Source organism: Streptomyces sp. YIM S03343, assembly GCF_054729195.1.
The window spans coordinates 1,754,515-1,768,249 of sequence record NZ_JBPUKX010000001.1 but is presented as its reverse complement, the minus strand read 5'-3'; the positions used below and the strand labels follow the sequence as shown (position 1 = coordinate 1,768,249).

At 71.9% G+C, this 13,735-nt stretch carries 10 protein-coding genes; 5 read left to right on the top strand and 5 right to left on the bottom strand.

What is annotated here, in order from left to right; translation table 11 throughout:
- Positions 1-75 precede the first annotated feature (75 nt).
- Both ACSYGN_RS07760 and ACSYGN_RS07755 read right to left on the bottom strand, forming a co-directional pair.
- Positions 76-2,892, bottom strand: a complete 2,817-nt coding sequence (locus ACSYGN_RS07760) for a helix-turn-helix transcriptional regulator (protein ID WP_460393239.1) — start codon at positions 2,890-2,892, stop codon at positions 76-78.
- A 505-nt stretch (positions 2,893-3,397) separates the two neighbouring features.
- Positions 3,398-4,219, bottom strand: a complete 822-nt coding sequence (locus ACSYGN_RS07755) for a helix-turn-helix transcriptional regulator (RefSeq protein ID WP_460393237.1) — start codon at positions 4,217-4,219, stop codon at positions 3,398-3,400.
- A gap of 300 nt (positions 4,220-4,519) precedes the next feature.
- Between ACSYGN_RS07755 and ACSYGN_RS07750 the strand changes: the two genes are divergently transcribed.
- Both ACSYGN_RS07750 and ACSYGN_RS07745 read left to right on the top strand, forming a co-directional pair.
- Positions 4,520-6,190, top strand: coding sequence for an AMP-binding protein (locus ACSYGN_RS07750; protein ID WP_460393235.1), 1,671 nt, complete (start codon positions 4,520-4,522; stop codon positions 6,188-6,190).
- The gene (locus ACSYGN_RS07745) at positions 6,187-7,890 is read left to right on the top strand and encodes an AMP-binding protein (protein ID WP_460393233.1); all 1,704 of its coding nucleotides are present in this window, start codon (positions 6,187-6,189) and stop codon (positions 7,888-7,890) included. Before ACSYGN_RS07750 ends, ACSYGN_RS07745 begins: the two co-directional genes overlap by 4 nt.
- A gap of 28 nt (positions 7,891-7,918) precedes the next feature.
- On the opposite strand, the gene ACSYGN_RS07740 is transcribed toward ACSYGN_RS07745, so the two are convergent.
- Entirely contained in the window at positions 7,919-8,602 is a 684-nt protein-coding gene (locus tag ACSYGN_RS07740; RefSeq protein WP_460393231.1) for a hypothetical protein, read from the bottom strand.
- A 255-nt stretch (positions 8,603-8,857) separates the two neighbouring features.
- Here ACSYGN_RS07740 and gcl point away from each other — a divergent pair, with 255 nt between their 5' ends.
- Positions 8,858-10,642, top strand: coding sequence for a glyoxylate carboligase (gcl, locus tag ACSYGN_RS07735; protein WP_460393230.1), 1,785 nt, complete (start codon positions 8,858-8,860; stop codon positions 10,640-10,642).
- A 72-nt stretch (positions 10,643-10,714) separates the two neighbouring features.
- Here the strand turns inward: gcl and ACSYGN_RS07730 are convergent, their stop codons facing one another.
- Both ACSYGN_RS07730 and ACSYGN_RS07725 read right to left on the bottom strand, forming a co-directional pair.
- Positions 10,715-11,620, bottom strand: a complete 906-nt coding sequence (locus tag ACSYGN_RS07730; protein ID WP_460393229.1) for a 2-hydroxy-3-oxopropionate reductase — start codon at positions 11,618-11,620, stop codon at positions 10,715-10,717.
- 119 nt (positions 11,621-11,739) lie between these two features.
- A complete protein-coding gene (locus ACSYGN_RS07725; RefSeq protein WP_460393227.1) occupies positions 11,740-12,591 on the bottom strand; it encodes a TIM barrel protein in 852 nt (283 codons plus the stop codon).
- Between the two features lie 244 nt (positions 12,592-12,835).
- On the opposite strand from ACSYGN_RS07725, the gene uraD reads away from it, so the two are divergent.
- Entirely contained in the window at positions 12,836-13,363 is a 528-nt protein-coding gene (gene uraD, locus ACSYGN_RS07720; RefSeq protein ID WP_460393225.1) for a 2-oxo-4-hydroxy-4-carboxy-5-ureidoimidazoline decarboxylase, read from the top strand.
- The gene (uraH, locus tag ACSYGN_RS07715) at positions 13,360-13,734 is read left to right on the top strand and encodes a hydroxyisourate hydrolase (protein WP_460393223.1); all 375 of its coding nucleotides are present in this window, start codon (positions 13,360-13,362) and stop codon (positions 13,732-13,734) included. The genes uraD and uraH overlap by 4 nt, the downstream gene beginning before the upstream one ends.
- Position 13,735: the final 1 nt, after the last annotated feature.

Below are 13,735 nucleotides of genomic sequence, written 5' to 3'. Positions count from 1 at the left end.
GTGTGTCGCCTGTCCGGTGTGTCGCCTGTCTGATGTGTCGCGTGTCCGGTGGTCGGAAGTAAACTCCCGCCGCCGTTACTTCGGGCGGCGCCCCGCCGCCAGGCGGACGATGTCCACCCGGGAGCGGATGCCGAGCTTGCGGTAGACCCGGGTCAGCGTGGCCTCGACCGTCTTGACGCTGATGAACAGGCGGGCGGCGATCTCCCGGTTGGTGGCGCCCTCCATGACGAGCGCGGCGACCTGACGCTCCATCGCGGCCAGCCCCTCCAGCGCGTCGAGCGTGGCGGGTGCGGGCGCCGCCGGGGCGGGCGGACCCGCGACGGCCGCGGTGACCGTGGCGTCCACCTGGCGCAGCCAGGGCAGCGCCCGGCAGCGCCGGAACAGCCGCGCCGCCTCGTCGTACGCCGTCGGTCCGGGCCGCCCGGTGCGGAGCTGGGCCAGCGCGAAGGCGGCCCGCGCCTCCTCCAGGCCGTAGCCCAGCTTGCCGAGCCGGTCCTGAGCTGACGTCAACTGGGCGACGGCTGCGTCATGTTCGCCGCCTGCCGCACGCACCAGCGCCTCCGCGCGGTCGAGTACGGCGAGCACGCTCTCACGCTCCAGCCGCAGCGCGTGTTCGCGGGTGACGTCGATGACGTCCTGCGCCTCGGCGCTCTCGCCGATCCGCACCAGGGCCTCGGCGAGGTCGCCGTGCCAGCGGCCGCGGGCCGGGTCGGTGATGCCAAGGTGCTGCTCCAGCTCCCGCACCCGGCGCAGCGAGCGCACCGCGCCCGCCGCGTCACCGGCGACCAGCTGGGCGTGGCCGAGGGCGCCCAGGGCCCGCGACAGATACATCTGGTCGCCGTCCTCCTCGGCGTGCTCCACCGCCTCCCGGGCCAGCACGAGCGCCCGGTCGACGTCCCCGCCGGAGGCCTCGGCGAGCGAGGTGAGCATGGCGGAGGCGGTCTCGCCGATCCCGGAGTCACGGGCCAGCCGCAGCCCCTCGCGGGCGAGATCGAGGGCGCGGCCGCAGTGCCCGGAGCGCAGCTCGGTCTCGGCCAGACCGCGCAGGAAGTGCACCTCGCTCTCCACCGACCCGCGCCGCCGCACCTCGCGCAGCAGGGTGCTGATGGCGGCGCGGGCCTCGGCGAGCTGGTCGCTCATCACCAGCCACCGGAACCGGGCCGAGCCCGCGCCGTTGTGATGGCAGGCCACCTTGGGGTCCTGGGGCTCTTTGAGGGCGCGCCTGATGGTGGCGGGGGCGTCGGGGTGGCCCATCAGGGTCTCGGTCTGCGCCTGGAAGGCGAGGGCGAGGAGTTCGGTGCGCCGGTCGCCGCCGCGTTCGGCGAGCTGCGCCGCGTGCGCGGCGGCCTCGCGGGCCTCGGTGAAGTCGCCCTCCACGATCAACGCCCGCCAGGCGAGCTGGTAGTGGACCAGCGCGAGCAGCCGGGGGTCGTCGCCCGCGTCGGCGAGGGCCTGCGGGAAGACCGCGTCGACCTCCGACATGGTGTGACCGGCCGTGTCGATCACGATGATCCAGGCCCGCACCCGGTCCGCGGGCACGGTGGCCCGGGTCAGCACGTCCCGGGCGATGTCACGGGCCAGGTCCACCTCGCCCGCGGTGATGGCGTCCTCGGCCGCCTGGAGCCGCCGTTCGTCGGGGCTCGGTGTGTCCTCGGCGGGGGTGTGCCGGGCGGCGAGGAGTCCGAGCTGGGCGGCCACCGAGGGCGCCCCGCGGTCCCGGGCCGCCGCGGCGGCCTCGGCGAGGCGGGCGGCGGTCTCCGGGTCGGTGCCGGTGGTGGCGAGCGCGAGATGCCGGGCGCGTTCTATGGGGTCGGGGGCGGCGGTGGACAGCGCGGCGTGCGCGGCGCGCCGCTCATGGGCGGGGGCCTCCGCGTAGAGGGCGGCGGAGATCAGCGGGTGGGCGAACCGGACCGTCGGCCCCTCCGGCTCGGTCGCCAGCAGCCCCAGCTCGGCGGCCTGCGCGCACTCCGCCTCGGCGTTCGCCCGCCCGGCGGCCTGGAGCAGCGCCGCCGTGGGTCTCGCACCCGCGCTGGCCACCAGCAGGGTGCGGCGGGCCTCGACCGAGAGCAGGTCGAGCCGGCTGAGCACCAGGGCGCGCAGCGAGGTCGGCACCGGCAGCGGCTCGCCCGGGCGCGGCGGGGTGGGGCTCTCCGCGAGGGCGCGGCCCAGCTCCAGGGCGAACAGCGGGTTGCCGCCGCTGGTGCGGTGGATGTCGCGGACCGTGGAGCGGGACAGGCCGCCGTAGCCGCGGTGTTCCAGGAACGCGGAGACCTGGGCGCGGGAGAGCGGGCCGAGCCGGACGGCAAGGGTGTCGGGGGGTGACGCGCGTAGGTGACGGTCGTACTCCTGGCCCTCGGTCCGGACCGCGGCCAGCAACTGCACCGGTGTGTCGCCGAGCCGGCGGGCGGCGAAACCGAGCAGTTCGGCGCTGGCCGGGTCGAGCCACTGGAGGTCGTCCGCCACGACCAGAACGGGCCCCCGCACGGCGAGCGCGCGCAGCGCGGACAGCACCGCGAGCCGCAGGGCGAGACCGTCGCGCTGCAGGGTGGACTCGCCGCGTCCGGTGAGGGCCGACTCCAGCGCGGTGCGCTGTGCGGCGGGCAGCCGTCCGGACACCTCGTCGAGGACGAGGCCCAGCAGGTCGGCGAGCGCGAGGAAGGGGAGATGGGATTCGGACTCCGTGGCCGAGCACCGCAAGACGCGCGCGGCGGCGCCGTATTCCGTGGCCAATGCCCGCAGGACTGTCGACTTTCCTATTCCGGCGGGGCCGTGCAGCAGCACACTGCCCCCTCGGGCGAGCTGCTCCCGTGCCGCCGAGAACAGCTCCTCCCGGCCGATGACCAGGTCGGGGCGGCATCGGGCAGGCTCCTGGAAGTCCCGTCGCACGGTCACCGCTCCCCTCCGTGTGTCGTGTCCGGGGCAAATTCTAGGCAACTGCTCCGTGAAATTCGGACAGATGGCTTGGTGAGGGAAATAACAACGGGTCGGATGAGAGAAATTCGGGGTGCGGACGAATGTTTGGCCGCGGGGCGGGCAGTGGGGCCGGCGGCAGCGGCTCCGGCGGCTCCGACGGGCGGCGGCTGCATCAGGTGGTGGCTACGACAGGTCGGTGGGGCTACGACAGCCGGTGGATCCGGTGCCGGCGGCAACGGATCCACGGCGCCGCCGACGCCTCTGCCACCGGGATTCCACGGCATCGTCGCCGCTGGAACCCCGCGGCACCCTAAAGGCCTGTCGTCAGACCCTTGCCGCCCGGAACGCCCGGTCCTGCCGTGACCCGAAGACCACGGCACCGCCGTGAGCCGGAACCCTACGGCACCGCGACCTCGCCCGAAACCCAAAAACCCCGCTCCGCCCCACCCGGAATCCAGGACTTTCGGTCCCTCGCCGCCCGCCGCTACGGCAGCGCCCCCGCCCGCCGGGCCACCGCCACCGCCTCCCCCCGGGTGTGAGCGCCCAGCTTGCGCATCGCCGAGCGCAGATAGCCCTTCACCGTCTCCGGCCGAAGCCCCAGCCGCTCGGCTGCCACCGCGTTCGTCGAACCCGCCGCCACACAGGCCAGGACATCCACCTCACGCGGCGCGAGCGGCACCTCGGCCACCGGGGGACCGGACGTGAGGAGCCCGCACGCCTCCAGCAGCTCGGTCCGCAGCGTCCGGTCCCCGATCCGCGGGGCCAGCGCCCGTAGCGCGGCGTGCGCCTCACGCACCTGCTCCCAGGCCGCTCCGGACCCCGGCGGAGGATGGGCCGCCGCCAGCAGCCCGCACGCCTCGTCCCGGACCACGAGCGCCTGCTCCACGTCCCGCGCCACCTCCACCGCAGCGCTCAGCGTGCGGTCGCCCAGCGGCTGGGCCGCGCGCAGGGCGCCGTAGAGGACGCCGCGGACCCGGCGCCGTACGACGACCGGGACGGCGAGCACCGAGTGGAGGCCCTCGACCGCGACCGGGATGTCGTACTCGTGGCTGATCTGCCGTGACGTCGAGTAGTCGGTCACCGCGCACGGCCGGGCGAGTGCGACCGCCTTGCCGCCCAGTCCGTTGCCCGAGACCACCGCGAGCGACAGCAGCGAGCAGGTGGCCGTGCCGCTCAGCTCGCTGATGCGCATCAGCCCCCGGCCGTTCTCCATCAGGCCGCCGAAGGCGACCGGGAGCCCCGTCGTGCGCCGCAACCGGGCCAGCGCACCCCGGATCTCCACCGTCCCCACCGCGTCTGCCGCCACCTGATCGCCCCTTCCCGGCGGGCCACACCCCCGTTCGGGGGTGGTGAGACCTGCATCACGGATTACACGATGGCAGAGAGCCGCCCGGCAATGGCCCGGCACCGAGGAGGAGTGAGCCACCGGGGCAACGACCGCAGCGCCCCCAGGCAAACCACCGCGAAACCACCGTGAGACCGCCGCGAGACCGCCGCGGAGCCACCGCGGACGCATCGCGGAACCACCGCGGACGCATCGCGGAGCCACCGCGGACGCATCGTGGAGCCACCGCGCAACACCGCGAACCACCGGAAAAGAGGACAGATGACCACGGCGACGGACCTCTTCCGCAGGGCACGGGACTTCCTGCTGGAACACCGCGAGGACTATGCCACGGCCTACCAGGGCTTCTCCTGGCCCCGCCCCGAGCGCTTCAACTGGGCGCTCGACTGGTTCGACGTCATCGCGGCCGGAAACGATCGCACCGCCCTGCACATCGTGGAGGAGGACGGCACCGAGACCAAGGTCTCCTTCGCCCGGATGGCCGAACGCTCCGACCAGGTCGCGAACTGGCTGCGCGAGAGCGGCGTACGGCCCGAGGACCGCCTCCTCGTCATGCTCGGCAACCAGACCGAGCTGTGGGAGACGGCGCTGGCCGCGATGAAACTGCGTGCCGTCGTCATCCCCGCCACCCCGCTGCTCGGCCCCGCCGATCTGCGCGACCGCGTCGAGCGCGGCCGGGTGCGGCATGTGCTGGTGCGCACCGCGGACACCGCGAAGTTCGACGACGTGCCCGGCGACTACACCCGTATCGCCGTGGGCGGCGCCCCGGAGGGCTGGCAGCGGTACGAGGACGCGTACGACGCCCCCGCCGAGTTCTTCCCCGATGGTGAGACCCTCGCCGACGACCCGCTGATGCTCTACTTCACCTCCGGCACCACCGCCCGCCCCAAGCTGGTCGAGCACACCCACATCTCGTACCCCGTCGGCCACCTCGCCACCATGTACTGGATCGGCCTCAGGCCCGGCGACGTCCACCTCAACATCTCCTCGCCCGGCTGGGCCAAGCACGCCTGGTCCAATCTGTTCGCCCCGTGGAACGCCGAGGCGACCGTCTTCATCCACAACTACACGCGCTTCGACGCCGCCCGGCTGATGGCCGAGATGGAACGGGCGGGAGTGACGAGCTTCTGCGCCCCGCCCACCGTCTGGCGCATGCTCATCCAGGCCGACCTCGGCCAGCTGCGCACCCCGCCCCGGGAGGTCGTCGCCGCGGGCGAGCCGCTGAACCCCGAGGTCATCGAGCAGGTCCGGCGGGCCTGGGGGGTCACCATCCGGGACGGCTTCGGCCAGACCGAGACCGCCGTCCAGGTCTCCAACAGCCCCGGCCAGCCCCTCAAGACCGGGTCCATGGGCCGCCCCAGCCCCGGCTACCGCGTCGTCCTCCTCGACCCGGTCACCGGCGCTCCCGGCGCCGGCGAGGGTGAGATCGCGCTCGACCTCGCGGACCGCCCGGTCGGTGTCATGGCCGGCTATCACGGCGACGCCGACCGCACCGCCGAGGCCATGGCCGGCGGCTACTACCGCACCGGCGACATCGGCTCCCGCGACGCCGACGGCTACATCACCTACGTGGGCCGGCGTGACGAGGTTTTCAAGGCCTCGGACTACAAGATTTCTCCATTCGAGCTGGAGAGCGCCCTGCTGGAGCACGAGGCCGTCGCCGAGGCCGCCGTGGTGCCCGCGCCGGACGAGCTGCGGGCGGCCGTCCCGAAGGCGTATGTCGTCCTCGCCGAGGGCTGGGAGCCGGGACCGGACACGGCGAAGGTGCTCTTCGAGCACTCCCGCCAGACCCTCGCGCCCTACAAGCGGGTCCGCCGCATCGAGTTCGCCCCCCTGCCCAAGACCGTCTCCGGCAAGATCCGCCGGATCGAACTGCGCGAGGCCACCGAGCACGGCTCCGACAACGAGTACCGCGAGGAGGACTTCCGATGAGTGAACTGGCCCCCGGCGTACCGCCGATGAGCGAACCCACCCACGGCGCCCAGCCGGTGAGTGAACTGGCGGACGGCGCCCAGCCGGTGAGCGGCCTCTCCTACACCCATGGGACCAGCCGGACCGTCCTGCTCGGTGACACCATCGGCGCCGACCTGGCCCGGGCCGTTGCGGCCTGGCCGGACCGCGAGGCACTGGTCGACGTGCCCTCCGGACGGCGCTGGACCTACGCGCAGTTCGCCGCCGACGTCGAGAAACTGGCGTGCGCGCTGCTCGCCGACGGCGTCGCCAAGGGCGACCGGGTGGGCATCTGGGCGGTCAACTGCCCCGAGTGGGTGCTCGTCCAGTACGCCACCGCACGCGTCGGCGCGATCATGGTGAACATCAACCCGGCCTACCGCACCCACGAGGTGGAGTACGTCCTCAAACAGGCCGGAATCTCGCTGCTGTTCGCCTCCCTCAGCCACAAGACCAGCGACTACCGCGCGATGGTCGAGGAAGTGCGCGGCAACTGCCCGCAGTTGAGAGAGACCGTCTACATCGGCGACCCCGGCTGGGACGCCTTCACCGCCCGCGGAACCGCCGACCTCACCGGACAACTCGCCGCACGCGAGGCCCAGTTGTCCTGCGACGACCCGATCAACATCCAGTACACCTCGGGCACCACGGGCTTCCCCAAGGGCGCCACCCTCTCCCACCACAACATCCTCAACAACGGCTATTTCGTGGGCGAGTTGATCGCCTACACCGAGCAGGACCGGGTGTGCATCCCGGTGCCCTTCTACCACTGCTTCGGCATGGTGATGGGCAATCTGGCGGCCACCTCGCACGGCGCCTGCATGGTGATCCCGGCGCCGTCCTTCGACCCGAGGGCCAGCCTGGTGGCGGTGCAACAGGAGCGCTGCACCTCGCTGTACGGCGTGCCGACCATGTTCATCGCGGAGCTGAACCTCCCCGACTTCGCGACGTACGACCTCTCCTCGCTGCGCACCGGCATCATGGCGGGCTCACCCTGCCCGGTGGAGGTGATGAAGCGGGTCGTCACCGAGATGCACATGGCCGAGGTGTCCATCTGCTACGGCATGACCGAGACCTCCCCGGTCTCCCTGCAGACCCGGATGGACGACGACCTGGAGCACCGCACCGGCACCGTCGGCCGCGTGCTGCCACACATCGAGGTCAAGATCGTCGACCCGGTCGACGGCACCACCCAGCCCCGCGGTGTCCCCGGCGAGCTGTGCACCCGCGGCTACAGCGTCATGCTCGGCTACTGGAACGAGCCCGAGAAGACCGCCGAGGCCATCGACCCCGGCCGCTGGATGCACACCGGGGACCTCGCGGTGATGCGTGAGGACGGGTACGCCGAGATCGTCGGCCGGATCAAGGACATGATCATCCGGGGCGGCGAGAACGTCTACCCGCGCGAGATAGAGGAGTTCCTCTACGCCCACCCCCGCATCCGGGACGTCCAGGTGGTCGGGGTGCCGCACGAGAGATACGGCGAGGAGGTGCTGGCCTGCGTCATCCCGCGCGACCCCGCGGACCCGCTGACGCTGGAGGAACTGCGGGCGTTCTGCGAGGGGCGGTTGGCGCACTACAAGATCCCGAGCAGGCTGCGGATCCTGGAGTCCTTCCCGATGACGGTGTCGGGGAAGGTGCGGAAGGTGGAGCTGCGGCAGGGGGCGGTCGGGGAGGGCTGAGGCGGGGGGAGGCGCCGCCTGTTGCCACTCACTGGCGTTTGCGGCGGGCGTTCGCGTGGAGTTCGTCCGCGGGGTCGTTGACGGGCTGCGGGGTGCCCGTGAGGTCCAGCAGGTCCAGCCGGAAGAGCGGGATGCCGAGGGAGTCCGCGCGGCTGCGGGCGTCCTCGGCGTAACCGGCGAGGGAGAAGCAGACGCAGTCCGCCGACTCCGTCATCGCCGTGAGCCACAGGCACTCCACGTCGCGCAGGGCGACCGGGCGCAGACTCGGGTCGACGCGGGCGAGCAGTCCGGGGGCGGTGAGGGAGACACCGGTCGGCGGGGGCTCGTCCGCCTGACGTATGTCGTCGTGGCCGAGCCGGTGCAGATACTGCGTGACGGCGGTGACGGCGGCGCGGGTGGTGTGGTCGGGGGAGGACGACCCGGGTTCCGGTTCCGGTGACTGCGGGGAGCCCGGGAGCAGTACCGGGATGCGCAGCACGGTGCCGCAGGGGCAGCCCAGTTCCGGGTGCGGCCACGGGGTGAGGCCGTCGCAGGACGGGCAGCGCAGGGTGACCCAGTCGTCGTCCCAGGTGCGGTGGGTGACGGTGACGGGTTCTGCGGTGGGATCCAGCGGCGGGCGGACGGGGGTGCCGCAGGCGCAGGGATATGCCGGCGCGATGTAGACGTGCTCCCGCCGGCAGACCGGACAGTGCACCGGCATGCTCTCGGACATGGCTCAACCCCGGGGCGATTGCGTTCGGACAGCGGACCCATGTTCCTCCAGCGGGGTGGGCTTGTCCGCCGGTTCGGTGGGACCCGGGCGGTTCGTGCCACGCGTTACGCCGGTTCGTACTGCGCACCATGCCGGTCCGTGCGCTCTTGACGGCCTGTGAGCACCTTCCTACATTGGGCGTTGTTTCCATATCTCAGAATTGAATTTCCGTATTATGGAATAACGGACTGGGTGAAGGATGACGAAGGGGACGGCATGGCTCGTATGACCGCTGCCCGAGCGGCAGTCGAGATCCTTCGGCGCGAAGGCGTCACGGACGCGTTCGGGGTCCCCGGCGCGGCGATCAACCCCTTCTACGCGGCGCTGAGGGCGTCCGGCGGTGTCCGCCACACCCTCGCCCGCCATGTCGAGGGCGCCTCGCACATGGCCGAGGGCTACACCCGTGCGCACCCCGGCAACATCGGCGTGTGCGTGGGCACTTCGGGCCCGGCGGGCACCGACATGATCACCGGCCTGTACTCGGCGATCGGCGACTCGATCCCGATCCTGTGCATCACGGGCCAGGCACCGACCGCCGTGCTGCACAAGGAGGATTTCCAGGCCGTGGACATCGCCGCGATCGCCCGTCCGGTGACGAAGTCCGCGGTCACGGTGCTCGAAGCCGCGCAGGTGCCCGGGGTGTTCCAGCAGGCGTTCCATCTGATGCGCTCGGGCCGCCCCGGTCCGGTCCTGATCGACCTGCCGCTCGATGTGCAGCAGACGGAGATCGAGTTCGACCCGGAGACCTACGCGCCCCTCCCCATCCACCGACCGGTCGCGACCCGCCCGCAGATCGAGAAGGCGCTGCGGATGCTCAACGCCTCTGAGTGTCCCCTGATCGTCGCAGGGGGTGGTGTGGTCAACGCCGACGCGGCCGGACTCCTCGTGGAATTCGCCGAGTTGACCGGCGTACCGGTGGTACCGACGCTGATGGGCTGGGGCACGATCCCCGACGACCACGAACTGAACGCCGGCATGGTCGGGTTGCAGACCTCGCACCGCTACGGCAACGCCACCTTCCTGGAGTCCGACTTCGTTCTCGGCATCGGCAACCGCTGGGCCAACCGCCACACCGGCCGCCTCGACGTCTACACACGGGGCCGGACCTTCGTGCACGTCGACATCGAACCCACGCAGATCGGCCGGGTGTTCGCCCCGGACTACGGCATCGCCTCCGACGCGGGAGCCGCGCTGGAGCTGCTCGTCACCGTGGCACAGGAGGTGAAGGCACGGGGCGAGCTGCCCGACCGCTCCGGCTGGGCGTCCGCCGCCCAGGAGAAGCGGGCGCGGCTCCAGCGTCGTACGCACTTCGACGACATCCCGATCAAACCGCAGCGGGTCTACGAGGAGATGAACAAGGCGTTCGGCCCCGAGACCCGGTACGTCACCACCATCGGCCTCTCCCAGATCGCGGGCGCGCAACTGCTGCACGTCCACCGGCCACGGCACTGGATCAACTGCGGCCAGGCGGGCCCGCTCGGCTGGACCGTCCCGGCGGCGCTCGGCGTCGCGACGGCCGATCCGGAGGCGCTGGTGGTCGGCCTCTCCGGGGACTACGACTTCCAGTTCATGATGGAGGAACTGGCGGTCGGGGCCCAGCACAAGATCCCGTACGTACACGTCCTGGTCAACAACTCCTACCTGGGCCTGATCCGGCAGGCACAGCGGGCGTTCGACATGGATTTCCAGGTCAGGCTGGAGTTCGAGAACATCAACTCGCCCGAGCTGGGCTGCTACGGCGTCGACCATGTCAAGGTCGCCGAGGGACTGGGCTGCAAGGCGATCAGGGTGACCGATCCGGCCGACCTGGGCGGCGCCTTCGAGCAGGCGAAGAAGCTCGCCTCGGAACTCCGGGTGCCGGTGGTCGTGGAGGCCATCCTGGAGCGGGTGACGAACATCGCGATGTCGACGACCAACGACATATCGAGCGTGGTCGAGTTCGAGGAGATCGCGACCGAGCCGGGGCATGCGCCGACGTCGATCAGGACGTTGAAGGTCTGACGGGGCGGCCGGTGGTACGGAAGGGCGGCCCGTCCTGAGCCGGACGGGCCGCCCTTCGGCGCCGACGGACTCTCAGCCCGCCGTTCCGGACAAGCGCTCGACCCCTCGCAGCAACGCCGAGTGATCAAGCCCCCCGTCCCCCTGCGCCCGGACCGCCCCCACCAACTGGGCGACAACGGCCCCCAGCGGCAGCACCGCACCCACGCCCCGGGCGGCGTCCGTGACGATCCCCATGTCCTTGTGATGGAGATCGATCCGGAAGCCGGGCGCGAAGTCGCGGTGGAGGAAGTTCTCCTTCTTGCGCGCGAGCACCGTCGAACCGGCGAGTCCGCCGCCCAGGACCTCCAACGCGGCCGGGAGGTCGACCCCGGACTTCTCCAGGAAGACCACGGCCTCGGCGCACGCCTGGATGTTGACGGCGACGATGAGCTGGTTGGCGGCCTTGACGGTCTGCCCGGCGCCGTGCGGACCGCACAGGACGACGGTCCGCCCCAGCACGTCGAAGATCGGCCGGGCCGCATCGAAGTCGGCCCGCTCGCCGCCGACCATGATGGACAGAACGGCCTCGACGGCGCCCGCCTCGCCCCCGGACACCGGGGCGTCCAGGACCCGTAGCCCCTTCTCCCGCGCGGCGGCGGCCAGATCGACGGAGGTCTGCGGGGTGATCGACGACATGTCGATGAGGAGGGCGCCGGGGCGGGCGTTCTCCAGGATGCCGGCGGGGCCGTAGGCGATCGCTTCGACCTGCGGGGACGCGGGAACCATCGTGATGATCACCTCGGCGTCCCGGACGGCCTCGGCGACGGAACCGGTGGCGGTGCCGCCCGCGGCGGTGAGCCGGTCGAGCTTGTGCTGTTCGAGGGTATGGCCGGTGACGTCGTAGCCCGCCTTGACCAGGTTCTCGGACATGGGGGAGCCCATGATGCCGAGCCCGATCCAGGCGACTGTGGGGAGGACCTCGGGGAGAACACTGCTCACGGACGAACCCATGGACGGGGTCACCTCTCTGACGGCGGACGGCGGACGGCGGACAGTTGGGTGGCTGGGCTGCCGACTGGGTCGTGGCTGGGTGACTGAGGCATGCCCGGAAAGTGGTGCTACGTCGGTGAGTCGACGCGTCGGCGGGCGGCTACGGGCAGCCACCCGAACGCCTCGGCGCTCGGCCCGTCGCCCGGCTTGTACTCCAGGCCCACCCAGCCGTCGTAACCGGCCTTCCGCAGCCGGTCGACGAGATCGGCGAGCGGCAGCGCCCCGGAGCCGGGGGCGGCGCGGCCGGGGACGTCGGCGATCTGGACGTGGCCGGTCCGTGAGGCGTACTGGTCGATCACGGAGGGGAGGTCGGCGCCGTTCATGGCGAGGTGGTAGAGATCCATCAGGAAGCGTGCGTTGCCGAGGCCGGTCGCCTCGTCGACCCTGTCGGCGACCTCGACGGCGGCCGGGGCCGACACCAGCGGGTAGTGCGGGGACTCGGGCCGGTTGAGGGCCTCGATCAGCAGCACCGCGCCGACGCGATGGGCGGCGCGGGCGGCGAGGGCGAGGTTGGTGAGGGCCAGCGCGTCCTGCTCGGCCGGGTCGGCACCGGCGACGCGGTTGCCGTACAGGGCATTGAGCGCACGGCAGCCGAGCGAGCCGGCGAAGTCCGCGGCGACGTCGATGTTGGCCCGGAACCGCTCGGACTCCATGCCGGGCACGGACAGTGCCCCGCGGTCGGGCCCGGGAAGCTGCCCGGCATAGAAATTGAGGCCCGTGAGCCGGACACCGGCGTCCTCGATCGCCTTGCACAGCGAGTCGAGTGCGGACCGCTCGGGCACGGGGGAGCCCACCCAGGGCCACCACAGCTCGATCGCCCCGAACCCCGCCGCCGCGGCGGCTGCCGGGCGCTCCAGGAGCGGGAGTTCCGTGAAGAGGATCGACAGATTGACGGTGAAGCGCTGGTCTGCGAGTCCCATGCTTCCTTCATTCCATATGGTGGAAGTGTATTTCTGCTTGACGGAATCTGCTGGCAGGCTCCCGCTGGGTGTGGCGCCTTGTCAAGACGCCGGGGTCAGGCCGGCCCCGAGGATGCCGTGCTCTCCTGGGTGGGTGGGGCCCTGTTGACGCCGGTCCGGTGGTACGGATTGGCTGTCCGCAGTTTCAGGGTGTCCGGGTTCCCGCACCCCGTCCCGTACGGCCGCTCACGACCAGGAGGTGCCCGTGACCTCGACGACCACGCCGCCACCGGGTCTGACCAGGCTCAACGCCCTGGAGGAGCAGGCGGCCCGGGCCGTGCTCCGCGGAGTGTGCGCCTCCGCCGCCTGGGCGGAGCGGCTGCTGGCCGCACGCCCGTACGCCACCCCCGAGGCCCTCTACGCCGCCAGTGACGCAGCCATGGCCACCCTGACCAGTGCCGATCTGGCCGAGGCGATGGCCGGGCACCCTCCGATCGGCCGCCCCGGCCCGGGCGACCCCGCTTCCGCTCGCGAGCAGCGCGGCATGGCCGGAGCCTCCGAGGAACTACGCGCCGAGATGCTCGAACTCAACCTGGCCTACCAGGAGAGGTTCGGCCATGTCTTCCTCATCTGTGCCACCGGCTTGACCGCCGGGCAGATGCGCGACGCGGCGAAGGCCCGGATCGGCAACACACCGGAGCGGGAACGGGAGATCGTCCGCACCGAACTGGGCAGGATCAACCGCATCCGTCTCGCCCGACTCGCGGAAACCGCGGAGGACACCCGGCCATGACCAAGTCCAGCAAGGCATCCGTGTCCACGCACATCCTGGACACCTCCGTCGGCCGCCCCGCCCCGGGCGTCGCCGTCCGGCTCTCCGCGCGCGGTGCCGACGGCTCCGGTGGCTGGCAGTCGGTCGGCGGATCCGTGACCGACGAGGACGGCCGATGCCGGGACCTCCCGGACCCGCCGCAGGGGACCACGCACGTACGGCTGGAGTTCGCCGTAGAGCCGTATCTCGCGGCGACGGCGGCCGCACACCCCGATGGCGCCGCCGTCTTCTTCCCGGAGGTGACCGTCGCCTTCGCCGTCCGCCCCGGGGAGCATCATCATGTGCCGCTGCTGCTCAGCCCGTTCGGCTACTCCGTATACCGAGGGAGCTAGC

Excerpts from the sequence above, each read along its gene's own strand:
- uraH (WP_460393223.1), top strand. The coding sequence starts at position 13,360 with ATGACCAAGTCCAGCAAGGCATCCGTGTCCACGCACATCCTGGACACC.
- ACSYGN_RS07740 (WP_460393231.1), bottom strand. The coding sequence starts at position 8,602 with ATGTCCGAGAGCATGCCGGTGCACTGTCCGGTCTGCCGGCGGGAGCAC.
- gcl (WP_460393230.1), top strand. The coding sequence starts at position 8,858 with ATGGCTCGTATGACCGCTGCCCGAGCGGCAGTCGAGATCCTTCGGCGC.
- ACSYGN_RS07725 (WP_460393227.1), bottom strand. The coding sequence starts at position 12,591 with ATGGGACTCGCAGACCAGCGCTTCACCGTCAATCTGTCGATCCTCTTC.
- ACSYGN_RS07745 (WP_460393233.1), top strand. The coding sequence starts at position 6,187 with ATGAGTGAACTGGCCCCCGGCGTACCGCCGATGAGCGAACCCACCCAC.
- ACSYGN_RS07750 (WP_460393235.1), top strand. The coding sequence starts at position 4,520 with ATGACCACGGCGACGGACCTCTTCCGCAGGGCACGGGACTTCCTGCTG.